We start from the raw sequence: 24,012 nt of genomic DNA, 5'->3' as shown, positions 1-24,012 counted from the left end.
TACAGCCTCAGTTTTTTGCTTTTACTTTTGGAAGTATTTTTTTGAGCGGTATATTATGTTCAGTTGTCCAAGTTGATGGATCTTCGTGATCAAACTGCTCTAAAAAGCGAATGACTTCTTTTGTGATCGGCGTCGGTGTTGAAGCTCCCGCTGTAACTGCAACGGTATTAACGCCTTTCAGCCATTCGAGCTTCAATTCGCTTAAGTCGCCGATCCGGTATGCTTTTGTCCCGGCTATTTCCTCTGACACTTGAGCAAGCCTATTTGAATTGTTGCTTTTCGGGTCTCCGACAACGATTGTTAAGTCCGCTTTTTTTGCCTGCTCTGATACAGCTTCCTGCCGCACTTGAGTAGCGAGGCAAATCTCTTGGTGATATTCGACATGAGGATATTTTTCTTTGACAAGCTCCATAATGTCGTGAACATCCCATTGAGACATTGTTGTTTGATTCGTCACGATTAACTTCTCAGATTGGATATCAAGGTTCTTTACATCTTCTTCTGTTTCAACTAAGTGAACGATCTCCGGCGCTACGCCAACGGCTCCCTCAGGCTCTGGATGCCCTTTTTTGCCGATATAGATCACGTGATATCCTTTTTCTTTCATCTCTAAGATTAGATTATGAGTTTTTGTCACATCCGGACATGTAGCATCAATTGCGACTAACCCTTTTTCTTCTGCGATTCTTCTGACTTCGGGAGAAACACCGTGCGCAGTGAAAATGACAGTTCCTTTGTCAACCTGCTTTAAGATGTCCAGACGGTTAGAGCCGTCCAATGTAAAAATCCCTTCCTCTTCAAACGCATCAGTGACGTGTTTATTATGAACAATCATCCCGAGTATATAGATGGGTCTTGGCAAGCTTTTATCTAGCGACGCATTTTTGGCAATGACCATAGCATCAACAACACCATAGCAATAGCCGCGCGGTGAAATTTTAATTACGTCCATTTTCGGTTGTCCTCCAATACTGAAGTGAGTAAAGGCAATATAAAAAGCCGTAATCAAACGGCTCTATTCTTGCATTCTTCTGATCTCATTATAGCCAATCTCACTTAAGATATCAAAGAATGTTAAATATATAATCTCGGTTTTGAACTGCCTGATGTTCTTTTCGGAGCAGGAGAGGCAGCTTCCTTTTTCTTCGGGGCAGATGTTTTTAATTCTTGTTCTTTATTGTCAGTTGTTTTAGATTTCTTTGGGAGAGAAGAACTTTTTGGTTTTGATTTTTTGTTCCCATCTGAGGTTTTTGTTTCAGTCTCTTTTTCTTTTTCTGATGATTCTTCTGAAACGGATTGTTTTTCACTTTCCTCATTGGCCTCTGTCTCAGTATCATCACTTTTACTTAATTGGCTGTACAGCTTCATCATTGCTGGCAGATTGCGGACTAATGGGCCGTACTGCTGGATCATAGGGGTGACTTGCTGCGCCATGCCGAGTACTTTTTGCACATTTCCAAGCATACTGGATAATGATGCAGGATTGGCAATATTTTGAATGCCTTGCAGGCCAGCACCTCCGCTCGCTGCTGCACCTGCTCCTGGAATTCCGGGAACCCCGGCGCTGCCAGCGCCTCCTCCGCCGGGGAGGAACCTTGACAGCATTCCTTTTAAGCCTCCGCCTGCACCTGCACCATTTCTCGCTCCGGCATTTGCCTGAGGAAGAAATTGTCCGGCTTGCTGAAAACCTTGCTGCTGTGCTCCAAATGAAGGTCCTCGCATATTAGGCGGTCTTCTGCCCATCATTCGCTGATTTGGCATGGGGCGGGGCGGTCCGGGCTGTGGGTAATTTCTCATTGGCTGCTGCGGTGAAAACATACTTGTACCTCCTTTCAGCTCTCTCTGCTATTAGAATATGCATGGGCTGCGGTATTTGCTTTACATAACTGAATAAAACAAACGCCTTGCAAACGTGGTGTTTTTAAGCAAAATCGGGTATAATGTGATGATGGACACATAATGTGCCGCTTTAAGGAGCTGGGAAAAATGAAAGAAACGAAATTTGAACTTTATGAATTGAAACCATTTATTATAGATGCAGTACATCGCCTTGGTTTTTACGAACCGACTGATATCCAGAAAAGGCTGATTCCTGCAGTGTTAAAAAAAGAAAGCGTCATCGGCCAGTCTCAGACGGGTACTGGAAAGACTCACGCTTATTTACTGCCTTTATTAAACAAAATCGATCCTGCTAAGGATGTCGTTCAGGTAGTCATTACGGCTCCGACAAGAGAGCTTGCCAACCAGATTTATCAGGAAGCGCTTAAAATCACGCAGGGTGAAGAAGGAAGTCAGATTCGCTCGAAATGTTTTATCGGAGGCACTGATAAACAAAAATCAATTGATAAATTGAAAATACAGCCGCATCTTGTTGTCGGTACACCTGGACGGATTGCTGACTTAATCAAAGAACAGGCGTTAAGTGTTCATAAAGCGGAATCTCTTGTTATTGATGAAGCGGATTTAATGCTGGACATGGGATTCCTTGCAGATGTAGATTACATCGGTTCCCGCATGCCTGAGGATCTGCAAATGCTTGTGTTCTCAGCGACCATACCGGAAAAGCTGAAACCATTCTTGAAGAAATACATGGAAAATCCGAAATACGCCCATGTGGAGCCAAAACAGGTGACTGCTGCGAAAATCGAGCATATCCTCATTCCTTCGAAACATCGTGACAAGGACAAGCTCCTTTTTGACATCATGTCGCATCTGAATCCATACCTGGGGATTGTGTTTGCCAACACGAAAAATACGGCTGACCATATTGCCCAGTATCTGACTGGCAAAGGCATGAAAATCGGCTTGCTGCACGGCGGATTAACACCACGTGAGCGGAAAAAAGTCATGAAGCAGATCAATGATTTGGAATTCACATATATCATTGCAACTGACCTTGCCGCAAGAGGTATTGATATTAAAGGTGTCAGCCATGTTATCAACTATGAGCTGCCGGATGATCTCGATTTCTATGTTCACCGTGTGGGCAGAACGGCTCGTGCCGGCTCATCAGGACAAGCGATGACCATTTATGAGCTTACTGATGAGGATGCATTAGTAAGACTTGAAAAAATGGGCATCGAATTTGAGTACTTAGAGCTTGAAAAGGGCGAATGGAAAAAAGGCGATGACCGTCAGCGCCGCAAAAAACGTAAAAAAACGCCGAATGAAGCGGATGAAATTGCTCATCGTCTCGTGAAAAAGCCGAAGAAGGTTAAGCCTGGGTATAAAAAGAAAATGAGCTATGAGATGGAGAAAATCAAGAAAAAACAGAGAAGAAACCAATCTAAGAAAAGAAAGTAGGGGAACCTGTTGCTGAGAATAGGCTCACACGTCTCTATGAGCGGAAAACATATGCTTCTGGCTGCAAGCCAGGAAGCAGTCTCTTATGGGGCGAATACGTTTATGATCTATACAGGCGCACCGCAAAATACGCGCCGAAAGAAAATTGAAGACTTAAATATAGAAGCAGGCCGGGCACATATGCAAGAAAACGGCATTGACGAGATTATCGTACACGCGCCTTATATTATTAATATTGGCAACACGACAAATCCGTCCACTTTTGAGCTGGGTGTTGATTTTCTTCGTTCAGAAATTGAACGGACAGCGGCCATCGGAGCGAAGCAAATTGTCCTTCATCCTGGCGCTCACGTAGGGGCAGGAGCTGAAGCCGGCATCAAAAAAATTATTGAAGGCTTAAATGAAGTGATTGATCCGAATCAAAATGTCCAGATTGCATTAGAAACAATGGCTGGAAAAGGATCAGAATGCGGCAGAAGCTTTGAGGAGCTTGCGCAGATTATCGAAGGCGTTACACACAATGAGCAGCTGTCAGTGTGCTTTGACACGTGCCATACACATGATGCCGGGTATAACATTGTCGAAGACTTTGACGGAGTGCTAAATGAGTTCGATAAAATCATTGGCATTGACCGTATTAAAGTGCTTCATATCAATGACAGCAAAAATGTCAAAGGTGCGAGAAAAGACCGCCATGAAAATATTGGCTTTGGTGAAATAGGTTTTGACGCACTGCAATATGTTGTTCACCATGAGCAGTTAAAAGACATTCCAAAAATTCTTGAAACACCATACGTCGGTGAAGATAAAAAGAACAAAAAACCGCCATACCGTTTTGAGATTGAAATGCTGAAAGAAAAACAATTTGATGATACATTGCTTGAAAAGATTTTACAGCAATAAAAAATGGGGGATAACACCCCCATTTTTTAGCTTGTAAATTGTTTGAATAGTTCATTAACTGTTTGAGCTGTTTCTTTCGATGTAATCGTCTCTACTTGTTTCAGCAGCCGCATTCGTTCACTCTCATTAAAGATGTTTACATTTTTCCCGTATAACAGGTTCGCTACTTCAACGGCCTGCGATCTTGTTAAGCTGATTCCGTATTGTTTTGAGTACTTCAGCAAATCATCAGCAGTAGCCTGATTAAGCCGCTGCAAAATAATTCTTTGAAATAAAATCATCGGTCATTCCACCTCCAGACTTAATGTATGGGCAAATCAGTAAAATGTGTCAGTGTTTAATGGTAAAATAGATTTATAATGTATTTAAAATAGTTATTGCAGGAAAGGAGATTTTATGACCCCAACAAAACAACATAAGAAAGAAACATTTACCCATTTTATTTTCAGGGTCTTTATGATTCTGGTAGGAGCTGCATCTGCGGCTGTAAGTATTGAATTATTTTTAATCCCCAATGATTTTATTGATGGCGGGATTATCGGTGTATCTCTTATTTTAGACCACCTCTTTATGTCAAACCCCTTTCTGAATTTCGCTTTTTTCGTTGTCATATTAAATATTCCTTTTATGATCTTCGGATATAAATATATCGGTAAGACCTTTCTAGTCTCTACGTTTATAGGGATTGTCGGGCTTGCCGTTATTGAATCCTCACTTCACCATGTAGAAGCCATTACAACCCAGCCTATTTTGGCTACTGTGTTCGGAGGTCTTTTACTCGGCTTTGGCGTCGGGCTTGTTATTCGAAATGGAGGTTCAATGGATGGTACAGAAATTCTCGGTATTTTGCTGACCAAAAAACTCCCGTTTTCTGTAGGTGAGTTCGTTATGTTCATCAATGTGTTCATTTTCATTTGGGCAGTTTTTGTGTTCGGTCCTGAGCAAGCGATGTACTCATTCATGACTTATTATATTGCGATGAAAACGATTGATGCCGTGATCCAAGGGCTTGATGAAACAAAAGCTGTCATTATTGTGTCTGAGCAGTATGATGAGATTTCCGACGCGATTTTGCACCGTCTCGGTCGGGGCACAACGAAGCTGAAGGGGAAAGGCGGGTATACGGACGAAGAAAAAGACGTAATTTACGCGGTTGTCACAAGGCTGGAAGTGACAAAGCTCAAATCGATCGTGTTTGAAGTTGATCAAAATGCATTCATAACAATTATGAATACTCATGAAACGAGAGGCGGAAAATTCAAAAACGCAATCCACTAGGCTTTCATTTACTTTTATTCATTTTATGGGTATAATTTTATCTGCAGTAAAGAAAATGGCTTGCTGGACAGACAGCTGCCATTTTCTTTTTCATACATGTGATACGTTCTTAAGCAAAGCGAAAAGGGGGACCCTTCATGAACGTCCAAGAAGCGCTGAACCTATTAAAAGAAAACGGATATAAATATACAAACAAACGGGAGGATATGCTGCAGCTTTTTGCTGATTCAGACAGATATCTTACCGCTAAAAACGTACTGTCTGCACTGAATGATGATTATCCAGGCTTAAGCTTTGATACAATCTACAGAAATCTTTCTTTATATGAAGAACTTGGGATTTTGGAAACAACTGAGCTGTCCGGTGAAAAGCTCTTCCGATTTAAGTGTTCATTCACCCATCACCACCATCATTTTATTTGTCTTGCCTGCGGCAAAACAAAGGAAATTGAATCATGTCCGATGGACAAGCTTTGTGATGATTTGGATGGCTATCAGGTCAGCGGGCATAAATTTGAGATTTATGGCACATGCCCTGATTGTACAGCGGAAAACCAAGAAAACACTACTGCGTAAAATGCGTATATATGAAAAAGGGGCCCGGTTTGGGCTCCTTTTTCAGTTATTGACGCGTATTAAGTGATGCTTGTTGTTGTTCATCCATTGAACGGCTTCTAGCCAGTTGTTTACTCTGATGATGTTTGAATCAATCGGAAGCTGATTATAAGGGGAATTGAACAAAATCACCGGTATCCCGGCTTCTTTCGCAATCATCATGGCGTTCCCGTGATGATCCTCAAAAAACAGGTCGATGTTATGATTCTTGACCGCTTCAACTTTGTGATGACCCCCAACAAGTTCGATGTGGTCATAATGAATGTTTTGTCTGTCAAACCATTCATAAGTAATATCAGTTAAATGAGTCCGTCTCGCTGTAATATAAATAAGCTTGTGCTCCTCTTTGAGAAGATCGAGAGACTGTTTCGCATGCTGTGCAAGCAATGCTTCCTTATATATGATCGCTTCATTTTGATTCATCCAATCCCAAAATTCTTCCTGGGTAATGTTTAACAGCTTTGTTAAATCATAATCCGTCATATCGTTTAATGAAATGGAAAGATTAAACGAACGGTTCAAATAAGGGACGAATGTATCCTGAGCCGTGATTGTGCCGTCAATATCTATTCCTAAGCGTAACATGCCCACACTCCTTCAGTTTCATCCCTTCAAGTGTAACATAAACAATTGACATTAACAGAAAAGTTTAGCAAACATGAATCAGGCAAAATGGATCAAACTATAAAAGCTCCTTTAATAAAACAGAAGGGGGAATTGAAGGTGGCAAACGATTACGAAAAGCGTGATAACAACAGTTACTATGTTGATCATGGATCTGAAGGGACAAATATTACCCGCGACAATGACGGTTTTTTTGAGGAAACAGCTGCTGAAATCGCAGAGCCTTATCGTGCTGCTGACCGCAGCAATGACCAAGACAATGATCGCAGCGGCGGCAATGTCAATGAAGGACGGGGAATAGGGTACATCGCTTTAGCCTTGTCCATCATTTCATTGTTTGTACTGCCTGTTTTATTGGGAGCTGCTGGTATTATTGTCGGCTATATCGCAAGAAGAAGAGGTGCTCAAGGCCTTGGAGCCTGGGCAATGGGTATCGGTGTCGTTTCATTAGTGCTTGGAATATTTATTATTCCATTTTTCTAACACAAAAAAGCTTGACGGGTTCCCGTCAAGCTTTTTGTGTTTCTTCTTTTAATTTTGCTTTTTCAGCTTCAAGTTTTGCGTAGTGTTCCTCAGCAAGAATGTCAATTTCTTTTTTGAGTTCTTCTACCATCGTTTCCTCTGGAACCTTACGGACAATTTTCCCTTTCCGGAACAGCAGCCCTTCACCGCGTGCGCCGGCGATTCCGATATCAGCTTCTCTCGCTTCACCAGGTCCGTTTACAGCGCAGCCGAGAACAGCAACTTTAATCGGCGCTTTTATCTTAGAAATATACTCTTCCACTTCATTGGCAATGCTGATTAGATCAATCTCAATACGGCCGCAAGTCGGGCATGAGATGAGCGTGGCAGCATTGGAGGCTAAGCCGAAAGATTTCAGAAGCTCCCTTGCTACTTTTACCTCTTCTACAGGGTCTGCGCTTAGTGAAATGCGCATGGTGTTCCCGATGCCTTTGCTTAAAATGGCGCCGAGTCCTGCTGCGCTCTTTACTGTGCCGGCAAACAGTGTTCCTGACTCGGTGATCCCGAGGTGAAGCGGGTAGTCAAACGCTTTCGCTGCTTTTTCATAAGCCTCGATTGCAAGGTTCACGTCAGAGGCCTTCATGCTGACAATAATATCGTGAAAATCAAGATCCTCAAGAATTTTAATGTGATGAAGTGCGCTTTCTACCATTCCATCGGCAGTCGGATAACCGTATTTTTCTAAAATCCGTTTTTCCAATGAACCGGCGTTTACTCCGATTCTGATCGGAATGCCTTTGTCTTTGGCCGCTTTAACAACCGCTTCAACTTTTTCGCGCCGGCCGATATTGCCGGGGTTGATTCGGATTTTATCTGCGCCGCCTTCAATGGCTTTCAACGCAAGTTTATAATCGAAATGTATGTCAACAACGAGAGGAATGGAAATGCGCTTTTTAATATCCGCAATGGCGTTTGCCGCCCGTTCATCCGGACATGCTACCCGAACGATTTGGCATCCGGCTTCAGCCAAACGGTTAATTTCCGCAACCGTTGCTTCTACATCATGTGTTTTTGTTGTTGTCATGCTTTGGATGACAACTTCATTGTTGCCGCCTATTGTTAAAGGTCCCACTTTGACGGGACGCGTTTTTGTACGATGTGTGATTTCACTCACTTGCAATCGCTCCTTAATTGTAGTTGCCGCTTCTAGATATAACAATTCTAGTATGGTTTATGTGAATTTATTTTACAAATTACATTGTAACAGTGTCTTCGCCGAACTGACAAGAAATTAACGTTAAATTAAGGGTAGACCGGGAATTTATACGCTGTTCCGGCTTGAATGGCGTTAGCTTTCACATTTGGATTCAGTGCTTCAAAATCCTTTACAATGTCATCCGGAGAACCTGCTGATCCGACTATCGACATAACCGTATCACCCGGCTTTACCTTCACCGTTTTATAAGCCGGTTCTTGTACAGCCGTTTTTGCTGATGCTTCATAGACAGGGAGGTCCTGAATGGGTATGGTTCCAATTTTAAGGTCATAAAAAAGAATAAAAAGTATAAAAACAATGCTGCATACTAAGGTGAGACGCTTCATCGCTTTTCCTCCCGCATACGAAATTTTATACCATAGTATGCTTGTCCATTTCGATTCATGACAAAAGAAAAGAGACTGCGAATGCTCGGTTTTTATACAGGCGCTTTTTTGACAGGATTTCTTCGACTAAACATTAACTTCAGATAGAAAATAGAAAATAGTGCAAAATTAGATCAAAAAGAGGCTTTTATAATATAAAACTCGTATTCCATTATTTACAATGAACAATGGATCTGTTAGGATAATTATGTAATAGTTTAAAGGAGGATCTACAAAATGAAGCAAGGAAAATTTTCTGTGTTTTTAATTTTGCTACTAATGTTAACTTTGGTAGTTGCACCTAAAGAAAAAGCAGAGGCTGCAAGCAGTGGTTGGCAACCGGTAAGTGGTATTTCTGGTTGTAAAATAAGAGTTATTACAGATGCTTATACATATACTAAGAGTGCAACATCTATTGATGCTTACGCCGAAACAAATGGAAAATGCGGTAAACTAAATTATAAGAGCTTTGGTGTATCTATAGTTGAGGGTGGGGACATTGGCCCGCAATATTCAGGGTACTTTTCAAGTAGAACTCCAACCAAAAAGTTTTACTTCAGTAAATTACCAAAACCGACAGGAACACCTTGGGCAGTAGGTTTATCAGTATATAAGGGGAAAGCTAAGGGAGCTGCATTTGTATACATAAACCCACAAAAAAGATAACAGTTCAATAATGAGAATAGAAGGAAAGAAGATAATTCTAACTTGTTGATGATTTAATTCTGAAAGCTAGGTGCCCTATTGGTACCTGGCTTTTTAAATAGCAACTATCTTATGTAAATATGTTGTGAAAGGATGCAAAATATTTTGCCATATGATTTTAACTAGTCTATTAGTTAAAATTTAACATTATTCTTATTTTGTTAAAAACATATGTCAAATGCTGTTAAGAACTTCTTTCATGTTACATCTTACTACTTCTGATATTATTGTCCAGAGCTTGTTCTTGAGTAATTGTAGAGCTTTTTTTATAAATGTATCTGTTTAAGCTCTATACATTTTATTAAATATCCCTTAAGTAAAAAGTTAATGCAAATGCTTTCACACTCTCTACTTAAAGGATAAAAATAAATATAATTTAACTTTTATTAATTACTTTTTTGGACGGAATCTCTTTTAAAACGAGAAACAGGATGACAAAATTGACAAACCAGTTCAGCAAAAATTCACTTGGTACGGTTGCTTCTAGTGCCCGCATGATTGTAAAGAATACAGTTGAAAGTGTGATGGAATAAGCAGAAAGCTTCCAGAGCTGATGATAGGATAAATGTTTTTTCTGCGAATTCTTAATGATTAACCCGATAAGCGCTAAAAACGATACTTCAATAAATTTTCCCGCTGCTGTTACGAGAAAAATAAGAGCTGAGAGAACAGTTACAATCATCGCTTTATTTTGGTTTAAACCTGCAATGACATCTTTTTTCTGTAACTCTGACGGCATCATTGAGTAAGACATTTCTTGGGCTTGTCCGTCAATGGCCAAAACAAATTTGTTCTGAAGGATGCCGATTGCGTTTTGCTTTGCTTCAATTTGTTCAGTGCCATAGGAGTCTGTCGGATCGAACACGATAACGAAACCATTTGCCTGAGATTCCGTGGCTTTTTTCTCATCCGTTTGAAGTTTGCCGTTTGAAATTGTGAAATCAGGGAAATCTTTGTTTAAAACAGTTTTAAAGCCGTTCATTGATTTTACGGTCCCTGTACTTACATAATAAGCGGTAGGGATTGCAAACAGGACAGAGAGCAAAAATACATAAAGAATCGCTTTTCCGATTCCTTGAAATCTTGTTTTTGCAATATCACGGGGAGAGTATGTACTTTTAATGAAAAGCTGAAACACATTCACTATCTTCACTTCCTAGCTAAACTAATATATGTTGCTTATTGTATCGTTGCATGCGTGTGAATACAAGGAAGACATGAAGAAGACAGAGTAAAATGGGAGGATGGAAGCTATGGATATGTTGTATTGGCTGTTGATTGCAGCGGTTTTTATCATTGCCTTTATCGGGCTGGTGTATCCTGTTATTCCTAGCGTAGTATTTATTGTTGCCGGATTTGTATTGTACGGATTTTTATTTTCATTCAGTCCGTATTCTTATATGTTCTGGCTTGTTGAGGCAGTTTTTGCCGCAGTATTATTCGCAGCAGATTACGTGTCGAATCTGCTTGGAGTAAAAAGGTTCGGAGGAAGCAAAGCTGCCATATGGGGAAGCACGATCGGTTTATTAATCGGGCCTTTTGTCATTCCGGTTGCAGGGATCATATTGGGGCCGTTTATCGGGGCTGTTTGCGCAGAACTTATCGTCCATCAGAAGGACTTAAAGTCAGCGTTTAAAATTGGCCTCGGCTCACTCATTGGTTTTTTAACAGGGGTTATTGCAAAGGGCATCATACAGCTTTTGATGATCGGTTACTTTTTATGGACGGTCCTATAAGAAATGCTGGCGGCAGGTTTAATGGGGCAGATTATCGGTTAAAGTGAAATATGTCCGCTGAAATGAGCCAAATCGTGAGCTTTTTCATTGATTACAAAGCATTCTTTTGTTACATTGAATGAAGAAAGGCTCGCTGTGAAGCGGCATTTCAGTACATATATACTAAGGAGGAATTATCATGGCTTACGAACTTCCAGAATTACCTTATGCGTACGATGCTTTAGAACCGCATATCGACAAGGAAACTATGACTATTCACCATACGAAACACCACAACACATACGTGACAAATTTAAACAAAGCGGTTGAAGGAAACACTGCTCTTGCCAACAAATCAGTTGAAGAGCTTGTTGCAGATCTTGATTCTGTTCCTGAAAACATCCGCACTGCAGTCCGCAACAACGGCGGCGGACACGCGAACCACAAATTATTCTGGACACTTTTATCTCCAAACGGCGGAGGCGAACCGACTGGCGCGCTTGCTGAAGAGATTAACAGTGTATTTGGAAGCTTTGACAAATTCAAAGAGCAATTCGCAGCAGCAGCAGCTGGACGCTTCGGTTCTGGCTGGGCATGGCTTGTTGTGAACAACGGTAAACTTGAAATCACAAGCACGCCAAACCAAGATTCTCCGCTTTCAGAAGGCAAAACGCCTATCTTAGGTCTTGACGTTTGGGAGCATGCTTACTACCTTAACTATCAAAACCGCCGTCCTGATTACATTTCAGCTTTCTGGAATGTTGTAAACTGGGACGAAGTGGCTCGTCTATACAGCGAAGCAAAATAATGGCACAAACAAGGTCCTCATTATGGGACCTTGTTTTTTTATGTCTTCTTTTTACATATCTCGGTTTGAGTGAGACAGACTAAGGGATAGTAAAGGGGAGTCAGTAATGAGCAAACTAAAAAAAGTGATAGGCGATGTAGACGTAAACAAAGGCTTACTCTTTCTGCTGACCATTGGCGGGCTTTACTCGCTGGGAATTGCACTGTCCAATACATTTGTTAATGTGTATCTTTGGAAGCAGTCAGGGAAATTTATTGATTTGGCGATATATAATTTATCCATTGTGACAATGCAGCCGATAACCTTTTATTTGGCTGGACGGTTAGCCAAAAAAATAGACAGGGTATTCATTTTAAGGTTCGGCGTCATTTTTTTAGCTGCCTTTTATTTAAGTGTGCTTTTAGCCGGAGAAACGGCGGCCAGCCGCCTCGTGCTAATCGGCGCGGTGCTCGGAGTTGGCTATGGCTTTTATTGGCTAGCGTTTAACGTGCTGACCTTTGAAATAACAGAGCCGGATACACGAGACTTTTTCAACGGGTTTATGGGCATTCTGTCTTCCTCTGCAGGAATGATCGGCCCGATTGTAGCCGGATTCGTGATCTCAAGGCTTGAAAATAATACGGGTTATACAGTGATTTTCAGTCTCTCCCTCAGTTTATTTGCCCTGGCTGTCGTGATGAGCTTTTTCTTAAAACGGAGAGAATCAAAGGGCCGTTTTATGCTGAGCAAAGTATTTGGAGAGCGCCATAGCAATATGAATTGGCGGAGAATCACGAATGCGCATTTTTTTCAGGGTTTGAGAGAAGGGATTTTTGTCTTTTTAATCAGTGTGTTTGTATTTATTGAGACAAACAGCGAGCTTGCTCTCGGTACATTCGGTCTTGTCAATTCAGCTGTTTCCTTCTTTGCCTACTACTTTGCATCCAGGCTGATTAAGAAAAAGGCGAGAAAAAAATCGATTTTGCTGGGCGGACTTATTTTGTATGGCGCGCTGTTTTTGATTCTGTTCCATATGAGCTTTTCGACATTATTAACGTACGGCGTTTTTATTGCCATCGGCTATCCTCTGTTGCTTGTGCCATATGTATCACTTACATATGATGTGATAGGGCGCGCGAGGCATGCCAGAAAAGCAAGAATTGAATATATCGTGCTTAGAGAAATGTTCTTGAACGCCGGCAGAATTGTTTCCATTTTGTGCTTTCTCCTGATTGTGGCCCTTCTGAAAGAGGATGTGGGAATTCCTTTGTCACTTGCGATATTGGGTATAGGACATCCTTTGATTTATTACTTTGTCAAGGATATTCGTTTTAAGGAGAAAGAAGGGGAAAATGAAACCATGGAAGAAGACGGCCAAAAACGGGTAACAGAACCGACCCTTTTAAAAGGCGAGAGATAATTTTTTTGCCAAAAAGGGGTTATCTGTAGAAAAAAGTCGAAAAAACCTTTAAAATGAAAACTGGCACTCTTACTTGAGTGTCTTTTCTTTCTGTAAATAGAAAAGGTGATGTTATGAGGAGAAATAAACCAAAAAAGCAAAATCATAAAGAGAAAAAGAAGTCGCTTCCGATCCGGCTGAATATTTTATTTTTAGCTGCCTTTGTTATATTTACCTGGATTATTGTGGAACTGGGCATCAAGCAGATCGTGCAAGGTGATGATTACAAAAACCAAGCGAATAAGCAGGAACAAAGTGAAGTCAGCTCAGCGGTACCACGCGGGAAAATTTATGATCGAAACTTTAATGCCATTGTGACAAATAAGGCTTTAAATGCAATCACATACACGAGATCTAAATCGACCACGCAAGAACAGCGCTTAAAGATCGCAAAAAAGCTGTCTGACATGATCAAAGTCGATACAAAAAAAGTAACAGAACGGGATAAAAAAGATTATTGGATTTTGACTAGACCGAAAGAAGCGAAAAAGCTCATTAGCTCTAAAGAAAGACAGCAGGTTGAAGACAAAAAAATATCCGATGACGATTTATACCAGCTTCAGCTAAAACGGATTACTGATAAGCAGCTGAATGAATTGACGGATAAAGATATGCAGATCCTTGCTATCAAAAGACAGATGGATTCGGGCTATGCATTGACCCCTCAATATATCAAAAACGAAGATGTATCAGCGAAGGAAATGGCAGTGGTAAGTGAACATTTAGACGAACTGCCAGGTGTTGATGTCACGTCCGATTGGGAACGTGAATATCCTTATAAAAACCTTCTTCGCTCAGTGCTCGGAAGTGTTTCCAGCTCTAATGAAGGATTGCCGTCCAACTTGCTCGACCATTATCTGTCGCTTGGCTACAGCCGAAATGACAGGGTCGGAAAAAGCTATCTGGAATACCAATATGAAAGCCTTCTGCAGGGCCAAAAAGCAAAAGTCGAAAATATCACAGATTCAAAAGGCAATGTCACGGGAACAAAAACGGTATCTGAAGGCAAAGCCGGGAAAGATCTTGTACTAACAATTGATATTGATTTGCAAAAATCAGTGGAAAAAATTATTGAGAAAAAACTTAAAGCTGCTAAAGCAAGACCTAGTACCGAATTGTTGGATCGTGCATTCGTTGTCATGATGGACCCTAGAAACGGCGAAGTGCTGACAATGGCAGGGAAGCAGATTAAACGAGAAAATGGAGCCTATAAGTTTGATGATTATGCATTAGGAGCCATGACTTCATCCTACGCTATGGGATCAGCTGTAAAAGGTGCAACCGTTTTGACCGGTCTTCAAACTGGAGCGATTAATTTGAATACTGTATTTAAGGATGAACCATTGTATATCGGCCAGGATAAAAGAGGGAAAAAATCTTGGCAAAACTTAGGGCCGGTTGGTATTCAAACTGCATTAGAGAAGTCATCAAACGTTTTTATGTTTAAAACAGCAATTGCAGTTGGTAAAGGTGAATATAAACCTCACCAAGCATTGCCTTTGGATACTTCTGCATTTGATACCTTCAGAAATTATTTCAGTCAATTTGGATTAGGAGTAAAAACAGGAATTGATCTACCAAATGAAATGACGGGATATAAAGGTACAAGCAGATTATCTGGTTTCTTGCTTGATTTCGCCATTGGACAGTATGATACTTATACACCGCTGGAATTGGCTCAATATGTCTCCACCATAGCAAATGGTGGCTACCGCATGAAGCCTCAGCTTGTAAAGGAAGTCAGAGATTCAAATGCGAAAAAAGGGATCGGCGCAGTCGTTGATTCTGTTCAGCCTGAAGTATTGAATAAAGTCGATATGAAGAGTAGCTATATTGAAGAGGTCCAAGCCGGTTTTAGACGGGTTGCCACTAAAGGGACAGCTGCAGGTCAACTGGCTTCAGCATCGTATAAACCAGCTGCAAAAACAGGAACAGCCCAATCATTTTACGACGGACCGGATAAATCAAAAACAGGAACAGACACTTATAATACGACGCTTGTGGCTTATGCACCAGCTGACAATCCTGAGATTGCTATTTCTGTCGTAGTTCCTTGGACTTACATTGATTACAATCAAAGATACTCAATTACAAACGAAATCGGCAGGGAAGTAATGGATAAATATTTTGAGCTGAAATCGAAGCAGGACAAAGAAGGTACTCAGCAAAAGAATAAAGACAAAATTGAAGAAAATGCAGAAAACACAACGTCTTCTGATAACTAAAAAAAAACGCTCACATGATGTGGGCGTTTTTTTTATACAAAAAACGCACTGATTTACAAAACCTTAACATTCGGTTCAAACCCTTTTTACATAGAACCTTTACTCTATACGTGTAGGACAAATTACACATTATACGCAGGGGGAATTCAGGAAATGAAAAAAAACAAATTGGTGCTTATGCTTCTGATGGCTGCTTTTATGATGATTGCAGCTGCATGCGGAAATGCAGGAGAAAGTAAAAAATCGAATAGCGATTCTGCAAAAGGAGAAGAAAAGGCATCAGGTTCTTTAACCATTTCTGGTTCATCGGCAATGCAGCCACTAGTACTTGCAGCCGCGGAAAAATTTATGGAAGAAAACCCTGATGCTGATATACAGGTACAAGCTGGCGGTTCTGGAACAGGGCTTTCTCAAGTCTCTGAAGGAGCTGTTCAGATCGGGAATTCAGACGTTTTTGCTGAAGAAAAAGAAGGCATCGATGCAAAAGCGCTTGTCGATCATCAAGTCGCTGTAGTTGGTATGGCAGCAGCTGTAAACCCTGATGCTGGTGTAAAGGATATTTCAAAAGATGAATTGAAAAAAATCTTCACTGGCAAAATCAAAAACTGGAAAGAGCTCGGCGGCAAAGACCAAAAGATTACACTTGTAAACCGCCCTGATTCTTCCGGCACACGTGCTACATTTGTGAAATATGCGCTTGACGGAGCGGAGCCTGCAGAAGGCATTACTGAAGATTCCTCCAACACGGTGAAAAAGATCATTGCTGATACTCCGGGAGCGATTGGATATCTTGCATTCTCATATTTAACAGATGACAAAGTAACTGCTCTATCTATTGACGGTGTTAAACCTGAAGCGAAAAATGTAGCAACTGGCGAGTATCCGATCTGGGCTTATCAACATTCTTATACAAAAGGTGAAGCGACAGGTTTAGCTAAAGAATTTCTTGATTATCTAAAGAGTGAAGACATTCAAAAAAGCATTGTTACTGACCAAGGCTACATTCCGGTTACTGATATGAAAGTGACACGTGATGCCAACGGGAAGCAAAGCTGATCTTAATAAAAAGAGGAGTGCGGGGACAACCGTTTCTCCTCTTAACACATTCATAGGAGTGTAAAACAATGATAAACAATAGAGAAAATATGTCTGTGAGCGAGCGCTTAATCAGCTCTAGGCAAAATCGGCAATTGGATGAAGTTCGGGGAAGAATGATAGTCACAGCTTGTGCACTGATTATGATTGCGGCATCTGTTGCGATTACCATTTTCCTCGGCGTTAAGGGGCTGCAATCTTTTCTTGTAAATGGTGTAAGCCCAATTGAATTCTTAACGAGCTTAAATTGGAATCCTACAGATAGTGATCCGAAATACGGAGTGCTGCCATTTATTTTTGGCTCATTTGCAGTAACGATTCTTTCTGCTCTAATCGCTGCGCCGCTTGGCATTGCAGGTGCGATTTTTATGACAGAGATTGCCCCGAATTGGGGAAAGAAAGTGCTGCAGCCGGTGATTGAGCTTTTAGTCGGTATTCCATCTGTTGTTTATGGATTCATAGGTCTTACAGTATTGGTGCCGTTTATCGCCCAGTTCAAATCGAGCGGAACAGGGCACAGTTTATTGGCGGGAACGATTGTCCTTTCCGTCATGATTCTGCCGACGATCACATCGATTTCTGCTGATGCAATGGCTTCTCTTCCGAAGAGTTTACGAGAGGGTTCTTACGCGCTTGGTGCCACAAGATGGCAGACGATCAGAAAAGTACTTGTGCCTGCAGCTTTTCCAACATTGATGACAGCTGTTGTGTTAGGCATGGCTCGGGCGTTCGGTGAAGCTTTGGCTGTTCAGATGGTCATTGGAAATACAAGAGTATTGCCGGAAAGCCCGTTTGACACTGCGGGAACGCTGACAACGATCATCACGCTGAATATGGGCCACACCACATACGGAAGTGTTGAAAACAATACGCTGTGGTCAATGGGGCTTGTGCTTCTGGTGATGTCATTCTTGTTCATCCTGCTTATTCGCTACTTGTCATCTAGGAGGAAAGTGTAATGAACCGCAAAATAACAGATAAACTGGCGACCGGAATGTTTGGTTTGTGTGCAGCCATTATCGCTGCCATTTTAGTAGGTTTGTTTTCCTATATTATTATAAACGGTGTTTCTCAGCTCAGTTTTCAATTTATTACAACAAAGTCGAGCGCCATTGCAGCTGGAGGAGGCATACGAGATCAGCTGTTTAACTCCTTTTATATTTTGTTTATTACAATGCTGATTACAATCCCGCTCGGTGTGGGCGGCGGAGTCTTCATGGCTGAATACGCGCCTAATAACAAAGTAACTGACTTCATTAGAACATGTATAGAGGTGCTTTCATCTCTTCCGTCTATTGTCATTGGGATGTTTGGATTATTGATGTTTGTCAACTTAACAGGCTGGGGTTATACGATCATAGGCGGAGCGCTTGCGTTAACTGTTTTTAACCTTCCTGTCATGGTGCGTGTGACAGAAGACGCGATCCGTTCAGTCCCTAAAGATCTGAAGGAAGCCTCTCTCGCTTTAGGTGTATCACGCTGGCATACCGTAAAAACAGTTTTAATTCCAAGTGCGATTCCTTCTATCATCACAGGAGCAATTTTAGCGTCAGGAAGGGTGTTCGGGGAAGCGGCCGCATTATTATTTACGGCAGGCCTGACAACACCGCGTCTTAATTTTACGGAGTGGAACCCGTTTTCGGAAACATCACCGCTTAATATTTTCAGGCCCGCTGAAACACTTGCGGTCCACATTTGGAACGTCAATACACAAGGAATGATTCCGGATGCTGAAGCGATTGCCAACGGTGGTTCTGCCGTGCTGGTGATTTCTGTTCTTGTGTTTAATCTCGCGGCGAGATGGCTTGGCACGATGATCTACAAAAAGCTTACGGCAAATTAGAACGGAAAGAGGCGAAAAACATGTCTGAACAAATGGTAAAAGAAAAACCTGAGCGAGCTGTTATTGTTCCGAAGCAGAACCACGTGCTTGAGGTCAAAGATCTGTCCATTTATTACGGAAATAAACAAGCCGTTCATCATGTAAACATGGATATTGAAAAAAATGCGGTGACTGCTTTAATTGGGCCGTCGGGATGCGGAAAATCTACTTTTTTGAGAAATATTAACCGAATGAACGATTTAATTCCATCTGCAAGAGCGGAAGGTGAAATCCTTTATGAGGGATTAAATATATTGGGCGGCAATATTAACGTTGTCAGCTTGAGAAGAGAAATCGGAATGGTTTTCCAAAAACCAAATCCATTTCCGAAATCGATCTATGCGAATATCACACATGCATTGAAATATGCCGGAGAGCGGAATAAAGCTGTTTTAGATGAAATTGTGGAAGAAAGTTTAACAAAAGCAGCGCTCTGGGATGAGGTGAAGGATCGTTTACATTCATCCGCACTCTCGTTATCCGGCGGCCAGCAGCAGCGTTTATGCATCGCGAGAACGCTTGCGATGAAGCCGGCTGTTCTTCTGCTTGATGAACCAGCTTCAGCGCTTGATCCGATTTCAAATGCAAAAATAGAGGAATTAATTACAGGATTGAAAAGAGAATACTCAATTATTATTGTCACGCACAATATGCAGCAGGCTCTGCGGGTTTCTGACCGGACGGCATTCTTTTTAAACGGCGAGCTTGTAGAATACGGACAGACCGAACAGATTTTCACGAGTCCGAAAAAGCAAAAGACAGAGGATTATATTAACGGGAAATTCGGATAGGAGGGCGGCAATGAGTATTGCTACCGAAGCTGTAATGAAACAGGAAGTATATCAAGTCAATGGAATGAACTTATGGTATGGGCAGCATCATGCTTTAAAAAATATCAATTTGAGCATTTATGAAAATGAGGTTACGGCGATTATCGGACCATCCGGATGCGGGAAATCGACCTTTATCAAGACATTGAATTTAATGATTCAAATGACGCCGAATGTAAAGCTTGCAGGTGAGCTGAACTATAATGGCAGCAACATTTTAAAGGATAAAGTGGACATCGTGGATTTGCGAAAAAATATCGGCATGGTATTCCAAAAAGGGAATCCGTTTCCGCAATCTATTTTTGATAATGTGGCTTACGGACCGAGAGTCCACGGCACCAAAAATAAGAAGAAGCTTCAGGAAATTGTGGAAAAGTCATTAAAAGACGTGGCGTTATGGGATGAGGTGAAGGATCGATTGCATACGTCCGCTCTTTCGCTGTCAGGGGGCCAGCAGCAGCGTCTTTGCATCGCCAGAGCACTTGCGACCAATCCTGATATTTTGCTGATGGATGAACCGACATCTGCACTAGATCCAATCTCAACGAGAAAAATTGAAGAACTCATTCTAGAGCTGAAAGATAAATATACAATTGTCATTGTCACGCATAACATGCAGCAGGCAGCAAGGGTTTCTGATCAAACCGCCTTTTTCTACATGGGCGAGCTTGTTGAATGCGACAATACGAATAAAATGTTCTCTAACCCGAAGGACCAAAGAACGCTCGATTACATTTCAGGAAAGTTTGGATGAAAAAAACAGGCTGAGTCAGCCTGTTTTTTTATCGTGTTAACGTTTTTACGATCTTTTTGAAACTCATGTCTGATTTTACTTTAAACTCGCCGGCACGAATTTCTTTGTGATAGCCGGCATCAATGACATAGTCATTAAAGTCTTGAGCCGAAGAGATAATGCCCTCTTTTTCAAGAATAGCAGATACATCCGCCGTGCTCATGCCGTCTTTAATGGTGAGCTTGTAGGTTTTGACTTTGTCTGATTTCGTGTCTGAGCCGCTGTCATTGTTTAAGGATTTCTCTTTTGAATCGAGAAGTTTTTGATATTCATCACGGTTGACAGAAACCAATTTTTTAGAATCAAGATAATTGTTCACGTCTTGTTCGGTTACTGTTTTATTATCTTTTACAGCAGCGGCCTGGTCTTCGTCAGTCAGATAAAAAACAGCTGCAAGAACGGCTGTCGCTAAAATGATGCCGCCAGCAAATGCCTGAATGCCCCGTTTTGTCATACGAGCACCTTCTCATTATCTTTGATAATCGTATTCACGTCTTCCACTGATACATGTTCAGCTTTAGCAATCGCTTCAGCTGACATACCGTTATTATATTTAGAAAGTATTTGTTTAGCGATTTTTTGATTGATGTCGTTCTGCTTTGATTTGCGAATGACAAGGTTTGTTTCCAGTAATTCTTCCTCAAGCACTGTCATTTTCTTTTTGAGCTTGTAAATTTCCTGCATCGCAGAAAGCTGCAGTGTTTCGAGCTCCTGTTCTACATCTTTCATCGGGTCTCTTTGAGAATATGAGAATGCAATTAGCGCTATACTGACGATAAACAACGCAATAATAGCAATTTCCACGTTTCATCACCTTCTATTCTTTTTTTATCCTTCTTTTTTATACCATAAAACCAATAGTTTCTAAAGGAATTCGCGAAAAAAACGAGATTTTGTCGAGAAATCTTTCTTCGCTTCTTCTTCATGTAATGGTTTAATAGGAACACGAAGTGAACGATTGGAAAGGAGAATGTTAGGAGTCCATGGATAAACACCCATTTCCCTATAATATACGACATAAGCTTTCCTTTTTTAGGGACACATTCGACATAATCATTCAAAACGCTCACACCTTGACCGTAAGCTGGGAAATCTCAGAAGAAACAATGCGGCTGGCTGAAGCGGTCCTTTTCGAAAAAACGCAGGATATGATAAAAGAATTGCGCATTGTCATCAAAAGAAAAGACATTGAAGCTGTCAGGACAAAACGCACAACGTATGATAAAGGAGAATGGACGATTAGACAGGCGGCTGGTGATGCTGTATATCGGGCTGAATACAGAATTGTGAATTCAATGAATGTCTCTCTCAAGCTTGCCGGTACAGACGACATCTATCTTGATGAAAATGGGATTCGTCATATAAACAGTTTTCAGATTGAAGAAGCGCACACCAGGTGGGAGGCGCAATTTTCTGCATACACCTGTTATGGGAGAGGGGAAAAAGAACGGTGAACATTCTCATGCTTTCACCCGAACATCCCGATGAGCCGAAAAGCGGGCTCGGTGTCCATTTAAACCGCCTCATTTCCTATTTAAACCCTCATATCAACATTACGGTTTTTACTCCGAGCGGGCAGCTGTTTTCGTATGCGAAGTTTGAAGATTACATAGCTGATGCTAACTTTACAATGGTTCGCCATGTGTTATCACACAATAAACGCTTTGATCTGATTCATGCCCATGATGACACAACTGCCCCTGCCGCCCAGTATTTGAAACAACGGCTTGGCCTTCCGCTTGCTGCGACAATCCACGGTCTTGAAAGCGAAAGGAAGAAGGTGTGCCGAGAAGCCCCACACCCATACAGGCTCATGACCGAACGGCTCCTTATAGAATCCGCTGATGCATTGATCGTATTAAGCACATTTATGAAGCGGTCTCTTGATAAGGCGGCACATAAGAAAATAACCGTTATCCCAAGCCCTGCATCTATGGAGGAAGAGAAGGGGAAAATCCCGAGAAGCATGAATAGAAGATTCCTCTTTTCATATGGAAGGTTTGTTCCGGAAAAAGGATTATCGCAGCTGTTAAAGGTGTTTGCCATCTTGAAGCAGCGTCAGCCTGACCTCTATCTAGTGCTGGCTGGGGAGGGGCCGTCTCTGTCCTGCTATGAGAAATTGGCTGCGGCATATAACCTGAAGGATCGCGTCATGTTTCTGCCGTTTCTAAATAGGAAAGATATCAGAACGTTACTGTCTCACTGTGAAATGGCTGTTTTCCCTAGTTCTTATGAACCGTTTGGGCTTGCCGCGCAAGAAAGCATGGAACAAGGTGTGCTGACTGTCGTTTCTCAGTCAGGTGGTTTTTGTGATTATGCGGTTCATGACAAAACGGCAATCATCGCTGATTTTACGCTCGTACAGGAAGCTGCTGATCTGCTGGACAGTTTTTTAAAAGACCGGGAAAAAGCCCGCCGGATAAAAGAAGCTGGCAGACAACAAGTGTTCAAGCTCCACCACCCCCGACTCATTATGTCATCATATTTGCAGCTTTATGAGCGTATCTTCAATAATTCAGCAATTCATTGAAAAACAGCCTAGCATTCCGTCCATTATAGTGGTATTATATATAAGTCTGAATAAGTAAATGATTTTAGTTTGGAGGGAAAATAATGCGCGTTAATATTACTTTGGCTTGCACTGAATGTGGTGAGCGTAACTATATTTCTAAAAAGAACAAACGCAACAATCCAGACCGCGTTGAATTTAAAAAATATTGCCCACGTGATAAAAAATCTACGTTACACCGTGAAACAAAATAACAGCTTTGCTGTTTGAGGTGTAAGAAAAAAGCCAGAGCTTTGAAAAAGGTTCTGGCTTTTTTTCTATTCCGAGGGGGATGAGAGATGAAATCACAATTAAGAAAAAAGACGCTGGAGGCACTGTCTGCTTTATCAAATGAAGATATTCTTCAAAAAACGGAACGTATGTATAAGTACTTGTTTTCTCTGCCGGAGTGGCAAAATGCCGGCACCATTGCCGTCACTATTTCCAGAGGATTAGAGATACCGACGCGTCCTGTCATTGAGCAGGCTTGGGAAGAAGGGAAACAAGTTTGCATCCCAAAATGCCATCCGGACACGAAGAAAATGCAATTTCGCACATATCAGACTGATGATCAGCTCGAAACCGTGTACGCCGGACTGCTCGAGCCGGTAATTGAAAAAACAAAAGAAGTAAACCCATCACAAATTGACTTGATGATCGTTCCGGGTGTTTGTTTTGATGTTAACGGGTTTAGGGTCGGCTTTGGAGGCGGCTATTATGATCGCTATTTAAGTGAATATGAAGGGAAGACAGTCTCTTTGCTTTTGGAGTGCCAGTTGTTTGCGCACGTACCCCGTCTGCCGCATGACATCCCGGTACATAAGCTGATAACAGAGGATCGGATTATTTCTTGTTTTTCATAACTTTCCTGTCCCTTATTCGAGAATAAATAAGGTAGAATAACAAACCCTATTGGCAGGAGGGATATCATGAAAAAACTTTTGATATATGCCATTTTCGCGGTTTCTGCCGTCATGTTTTATCAAAATCGCTACCGTCTTATGAATACTGTACTCAGCCAGCCAGGAATCAGGCGGTCTTTTATCCATTTGTTTTTAAGAATTCCATTTATCCGCAATAAGTTTATACAGCAAGCTTTCTAAAATCCCGTGAAAAACGGGATTTTTTGCTTTCAGTAGGCGTTTCGG

General features: G+C 41.5%; 29 protein-coding genes. 20 read left to right on the top strand and 9 right to left on the bottom strand.

The window, feature by feature from the left end:
• Window positions 1-7 precede the first annotated feature (7 nt).
• The gene (ispH, locus tag BSU_25160) at window positions 8-952 is read right to left on the bottom strand and encodes a 1-hydroxy-2-methyl-2-(E)-butenyl 4-diphosphate reductase (protein NP_390395.2); all 945 of its coding nucleotides are present in this window, start codon (window positions 950-952) and stop codon (window positions 8-10) included.
• Window positions 953-1,074: 122 nt separating this feature from the next.
• Window positions 1,075-1,818, bottom strand: a complete 744-nt coding sequence (gene yqfQ, locus BSU_25150; RefSeq protein NP_390394.1) for a hypothetical protein — start codon at window positions 1,816-1,818, stop codon at window positions 1,075-1,077.
• A 168-nt stretch (window positions 1,819-1,986) separates the two neighbouring features.
• On the opposite strand from yqfQ, the gene cshB reads away from it, so the two are divergent.
• Together cshB and nfo are read left to right on the top strand one after the other, a co-directional pair.
• Window positions 1,987-3,303, top strand: a complete 1,317-nt coding sequence (gene cshB / locus BSU_25140) for an ATP-dependent RNA helicase; cold shock (RefSeq protein NP_390393.1) — start codon at window positions 1,987-1,989, stop codon at window positions 3,301-3,303.
• A 9-nt stretch (window positions 3,304-3,312) separates the two neighbouring features.
• Window positions 3,313-4,206: a type IV apurinic/apyrimidinic endonuclease gene (nfo, locus tag BSU_25130; RefSeq protein ID NP_390392.1), complete on the top strand. Its 894-nt coding sequence runs from the start codon at window positions 3,313-3,315 to the stop codon at window positions 4,204-4,206.
• 26 nt (window positions 4,207-4,232) lie between these two features.
• Here nfo and yqfT read toward each other — a convergent pair whose 3' ends face one another.
• On the bottom strand, window positions 4,233-4,487 hold the full coding sequence (gene yqfT, locus BSU_25120) for a hypothetical protein (RefSeq protein ID NP_390391.1): 255 nt from the start codon (window positions 4,485-4,487) through the stop codon (window positions 4,233-4,235).
• Window positions 4,488-4,602: 115 nt separating this feature from the next.
• On the opposite strand from yqfT, the gene yqfU reads away from it, so the two are divergent.
• Both yqfU and zur read left to right on the top strand, forming a co-directional pair.
• A complete protein-coding gene (gene yqfU, locus BSU_25110) occupies window positions 4,603-5,484 on the top strand; it encodes a putative integral inner membrane protein (RefSeq protein ID NP_390390.2) in 882 nt (293 codons plus the stop codon).
• A 137-nt stretch (window positions 5,485-5,621) separates the two neighbouring features.
• Window positions 5,622-6,059, top strand: a complete 438-nt coding sequence (zur, locus tag BSU_25100) for a transcriptional regulator (Zn[2+]-binding Fur family) (protein NP_390389.2) — start codon at window positions 5,622-5,624, stop codon at window positions 6,057-6,059.
• Window positions 6,060-6,101: 42 nt separating this feature from the next.
• Here the strand turns inward: zur and yqfW are convergent, their stop codons facing one another.
• Window positions 6,102-6,683, bottom strand: coding sequence for a putative nucleotidase (yqfW, locus tag BSU_25090; RefSeq protein ID NP_390388.1), 582 nt, complete (start codon window positions 6,681-6,683; stop codon window positions 6,102-6,104).
• Between the two features lie 132 nt (window positions 6,684-6,815).
• Between yqfW and yqfX the strand changes: the two genes are divergently transcribed.
• Complete coding sequence (gene yqfX / locus BSU_25080) at window positions 6,816-7,205, top strand: conserved protein of unknown function expressed in germinating spores (protein NP_390387.1); 390 nt, start codon at window positions 6,816-6,818, stop codon at window positions 7,203-7,205.
• A 25-nt stretch (window positions 7,206-7,230) separates the two neighbouring features.
• Here yqfX and ispG read toward each other — a convergent pair whose 3' ends face one another.
• Entirely contained in the window at window positions 7,231-8,364 is a 1,134-nt protein-coding gene (gene ispG / locus BSU_25070) for a 4-hydroxy-3-methylbut-2-en-1-yl diphosphate synthase (1-hydroxy-2-methyl-2-(E)-butenyl 4-diphosphate synthase) (protein ID NP_390386.1), read from the bottom strand.
• Window positions 8,365-8,486: 122 nt separating this feature from the next.
• Window positions 8,487-8,786: a factor involved in motility gene (yqfZ, locus tag BSU_25060; RefSeq protein NP_390385.1), complete on the bottom strand. Its 300-nt coding sequence runs from the start codon at window positions 8,784-8,786 to the stop codon at window positions 8,487-8,489.
• A 276-nt stretch (window positions 8,787-9,062) separates the two neighbouring features.
• Here yqfZ and yqgA point away from each other — a divergent pair, with 276 nt between their 5' ends.
• On the top strand, window positions 9,063-9,491 hold the full coding sequence (gene yqgA / locus BSU_25050; protein NP_390384.2) for a cell wall protein: 429 nt from the start codon (window positions 9,063-9,065) through the stop codon (window positions 9,489-9,491).
• Between the two features lie 415 nt (window positions 9,492-9,906).
• Here yqgA and yqgB read toward each other — a convergent pair whose 3' ends face one another.
• Window positions 9,907-10,674 carry a factor involved in motility gene (yqgB, locus tag BSU_25040; protein NP_390383.2) on the bottom strand — a complete coding sequence of 256 codons (768 nt, stop codon included), beginning with the start codon at window positions 10,672-10,674 and terminating at the stop codon, window positions 9,907-9,909.
• Window positions 10,675-10,783: 109 nt separating this feature from the next.
• Between yqgB and yqgC the strand changes: the two genes are divergently transcribed.
• The 9 genes from yqgC to pstBB all read left to right on the top strand — a co-directional run bounded on the left by yqgC (window position 10,784) and on the right by pstBB (window position 20,277).
• Complete coding sequence (gene yqgC / locus BSU_25030) at window positions 10,784-11,266, top strand: conserved integral inner membrane protein of unknown function (protein ID NP_390382.1); 483 nt, start codon at window positions 10,784-10,786, stop codon at window positions 11,264-11,266.
• Window positions 11,267-11,444: 178 nt separating this feature from the next.
• Window positions 11,445-12,053 carry a superoxide dismutase (Mn[2+]-dependent) gene (gene sodA, locus BSU_25020; RefSeq protein NP_390381.3) on the top strand — a complete coding sequence of 203 codons (609 nt, stop codon included), beginning with the start codon at window positions 11,445-11,447 and terminating at the stop codon, window positions 12,051-12,053.
• A 106-nt stretch (window positions 12,054-12,159) separates the two neighbouring features.
• Window positions 12,160-13,452, top strand: a complete 1,293-nt coding sequence (yqgE, locus tag BSU_25010) for a putative efflux transporter (protein NP_390380.2) — start codon at window positions 12,160-12,162, stop codon at window positions 13,450-13,452.
• A gap of 113 nt (window positions 13,453-13,565) precedes the next feature.
• Window positions 13,566-15,716 carry a transpeptidase (penicillin-binding protein 2A) gene (gene pbpA / locus BSU_25000; RefSeq protein ID NP_390379.1) on the top strand — a complete coding sequence of 717 codons (2,151 nt, stop codon included), beginning with the start codon at window positions 13,566-13,568 and terminating at the stop codon, window positions 15,714-15,716.
• Window positions 15,717-15,869: 153 nt separating this feature from the next.
• On the top strand, window positions 15,870-16,772 hold the full coding sequence (gene pstS / locus BSU_24990; RefSeq protein NP_390378.1) for a phosphate ABC transporter (phosphate binding lipoprotein): 903 nt from the start codon (window positions 15,870-15,872) through the stop codon (window positions 16,770-16,772).
• 68 nt (window positions 16,773-16,840) lie between these two features.
• Entirely contained in the window at window positions 16,841-17,770 is a 930-nt protein-coding gene (pstC, locus tag BSU_24980; RefSeq protein NP_390377.2) for a phosphate ABC transporter (permease), read from the top strand.
• A complete protein-coding gene (gene pstA / locus BSU_24970; protein NP_390376.2) occupies window positions 17,770-18,654 on the top strand; it encodes a phosphate ABC transporter (permease) in 885 nt (294 codons plus the stop codon). The genes pstC and pstA overlap by 1 nt, the downstream gene beginning before the upstream one ends.
• 20 nt (window positions 18,655-18,674) lie before the next feature.
• Complete coding sequence (gene pstBA, locus BSU_24960) at window positions 18,675-19,484, top strand: phosphate ABC transporter (ATP-binding protein) (protein ID NP_390375.1); 810 nt, start codon at window positions 18,675-18,677, stop codon at window positions 19,482-19,484.
• Between the two features lie 10 nt (window positions 19,485-19,494).
• Window positions 19,495-20,277, top strand: coding sequence for a phosphate ABC transporter (ATP-binding protein) (gene pstBB / locus BSU_24950; protein NP_390374.1), 783 nt, complete (start codon window positions 19,495-19,497; stop codon window positions 20,275-20,277).
• Window positions 20,278-20,305: 28 nt separating this feature from the next.
• Here the strand turns inward: pstBB and yqzC are convergent, their stop codons facing one another.
• Complete coding sequence (gene yqzC / locus BSU_24940; RefSeq protein NP_390373.2) at window positions 20,306-20,770, bottom strand: hypothetical protein; 465 nt, start codon at window positions 20,768-20,770, stop codon at window positions 20,306-20,308.
• Window positions 20,767-21,120, bottom strand: coding sequence for a hypothetical protein (gene yqzD, locus BSU_24930; RefSeq protein ID NP_390372.1), 354 nt, complete (start codon window positions 21,118-21,120; stop codon window positions 20,767-20,769). Before yqzD ends, yqzC begins: the two co-directional genes overlap by 4 nt.
• 179 nt (window positions 21,121-21,299) lie before the next feature.
• On the opposite strand from yqzD, the gene yqgL reads away from it, so the two are divergent.
• From yqgL to yqgO, 5 genes are all read left to right on the top strand, one after another.
• Window positions 21,300-21,770 (top strand): hypothetical protein, encoded by a 471-nt coding sequence (yqgL, locus tag BSU_24920; RefSeq protein ID NP_390371.1) that lies wholly within the window; start codon window positions 21,300-21,302, stop codon window positions 21,768-21,770.
• A complete protein-coding gene (gene yqgM, locus BSU_24910) occupies window positions 21,767-22,846 on the top strand; it encodes a putative glycosyltransferase (RefSeq protein NP_390370.2) in 1,080 nt (359 codons plus the stop codon). Before yqgL ends, yqgM begins: the two co-directional genes overlap by 4 nt.
• A gap of 83 nt (window positions 22,847-22,929) precedes the next feature.
• Entirely contained in the window at window positions 22,930-23,079 is a 150-nt protein-coding gene (rpmGA, locus tag BSU_24900; protein ID NP_570908.2) for a ribosomal protein L33, read from the top strand.
• 84 nt (window positions 23,080-23,163) lie between these two features.
• Window positions 23,164-23,727, top strand: coding sequence for a 5-formyltetrahydrofolate cyclo-ligase (folN, locus tag BSU_24890; RefSeq protein ID NP_390369.1), 564 nt, complete (start codon window positions 23,164-23,166; stop codon window positions 23,725-23,727).
• A 66-nt stretch (window positions 23,728-23,793) separates the two neighbouring features.
• On the top strand, window positions 23,794-23,967 hold the full coding sequence (gene yqgO, locus BSU_24880) for a hypothetical protein (protein NP_390368.1): 174 nt from the start codon (window positions 23,794-23,796) through the stop codon (window positions 23,965-23,967).
• The last annotated feature ends 45 nt before the right edge of the window (window positions 23,968-24,012 follow it).

The sequence above is a fragment of the Bacillus subtilis subsp. subtilis str. 168 genome (assembly GCF_000009045.1).
Classification (GTDB): Bacteria; Bacillota; Bacilli; order Bacillales; family Bacillaceae; genus Bacillus; species Bacillus subtilis.
The sequence above is the reverse complement of the archived record's forward strand: the minus strand, read 5'-3'. Positions and strand labels throughout refer to the sequence as shown.

Bases quoted from the DNA above. Each gene is read 5' to 3' on its own strand.
- ispH (NP_390395.2), bottom strand. From the start codon at position 952: ATGGACGTAATTAAAATTTCACCGCGCGGCTATTGCTATGGTGTTGTT.
- yqfQ (NP_390394.1), bottom strand. From the start codon at position 1,818: ATGTTTTCACCGCAGCAGCCAATGAGAAATTACCCACAGCCCGGACCG.
- cshB (NP_390393.1), top strand. From the start codon at position 1,987: ATGAAAGAAACGAAATTTGAACTTTATGAATTGAAACCATTTATTATA.
- yqfT (NP_390391.1), bottom strand. From the start codon at position 4,487: ATGATTTTATTTCAAAGAATTATTTTGCAGCGGCTTAATCAGGCTACT.
- yqfU (NP_390390.2), top strand. From the start codon at position 4,603: ATGACCCCAACAAAACAACATAAGAAAGAAACATTTACCCATTTTATT.
- zur (NP_390389.2), top strand. From the start codon at position 5,622: ATGAACGTCCAAGAAGCGCTGAACCTATTAAAAGAAAACGGATATAAA.
- yqfW (NP_390388.1), bottom strand. From the start codon at position 6,683: ATGTTACGCTTAGGAATAGATATTGACGGCACAATCACGGCTCAGGAT.
- yqfZ (NP_390385.1), bottom strand. From the start codon at position 8,786: ATGAAGCGTCTCACCTTAGTATGCAGCATTGTTTTTATACTTTTTATT.
- yqgA (NP_390384.2), top strand. From the start codon at position 9,063: ATGAAGCAAGGAAAATTTTCTGTGTTTTTAATTTTGCTACTAATGTTA.
- yqgC (NP_390382.1), top strand. From the start codon at position 10,784: ATGGATATGTTGTATTGGCTGTTGATTGCAGCGGTTTTTATCATTGCC.
- sodA (NP_390381.3), top strand. From the start codon at position 11,445: ATGGCTTACGAACTTCCAGAATTACCTTATGCGTACGATGCTTTAGAA.
- yqgE (NP_390380.2), top strand. From the start codon at position 12,160: ATGAGCAAACTAAAAAAAGTGATAGGCGATGTAGACGTAAACAAAGGC.
- pbpA (NP_390379.1), top strand. From the start codon at position 13,566: ATGAGGAGAAATAAACCAAAAAAGCAAAATCATAAAGAGAAAAAGAAG.
- pstS (NP_390378.1), top strand. From the start codon at position 15,870: ATGAAAAAAAACAAATTGGTGCTTATGCTTCTGATGGCTGCTTTTATG.
- pstC (NP_390377.2), top strand. From the start codon at position 16,841: ATGATAAACAATAGAGAAAATATGTCTGTGAGCGAGCGCTTAATCAGC.
- pstA (NP_390376.2), top strand. From the start codon at position 17,770: ATGAACCGCAAAATAACAGATAAACTGGCGACCGGAATGTTTGGTTTG.
- pstBA (NP_390375.1), top strand. From the start codon at position 18,675: ATGTCTGAACAAATGGTAAAAGAAAAACCTGAGCGAGCTGTTATTGTT.
- pstBB (NP_390374.1), top strand. From the start codon at position 19,495: ATGAGTATTGCTACCGAAGCTGTAATGAAACAGGAAGTATATCAAGTC.
- yqzC (NP_390373.2), bottom strand. From the start codon at position 20,770: ATGACAAAACGGGGCATTCAGGCATTTGCTGGCGGCATCATTTTAGCG.
- yqgL (NP_390371.1), top strand. From the start codon at position 21,300: ATGGATAAACACCCATTTCCCTATAATATACGACATAAGCTTTCCTTT.
- rpmGA (NP_570908.2), top strand. From the start codon at position 22,930: ATGCGCGTTAATATTACTTTGGCTTGCACTGAATGTGGTGAGCGTAAC.
- folN (NP_390369.1), top strand. From the start codon at position 23,164: ATGAAATCACAATTAAGAAAAAAGACGCTGGAGGCACTGTCTGCTTTA.
- yqgO (NP_390368.1), top strand. From the start codon at position 23,794: ATGAAAAAACTTTTGATATATGCCATTTTCGCGGTTTCTGCCGTCATG.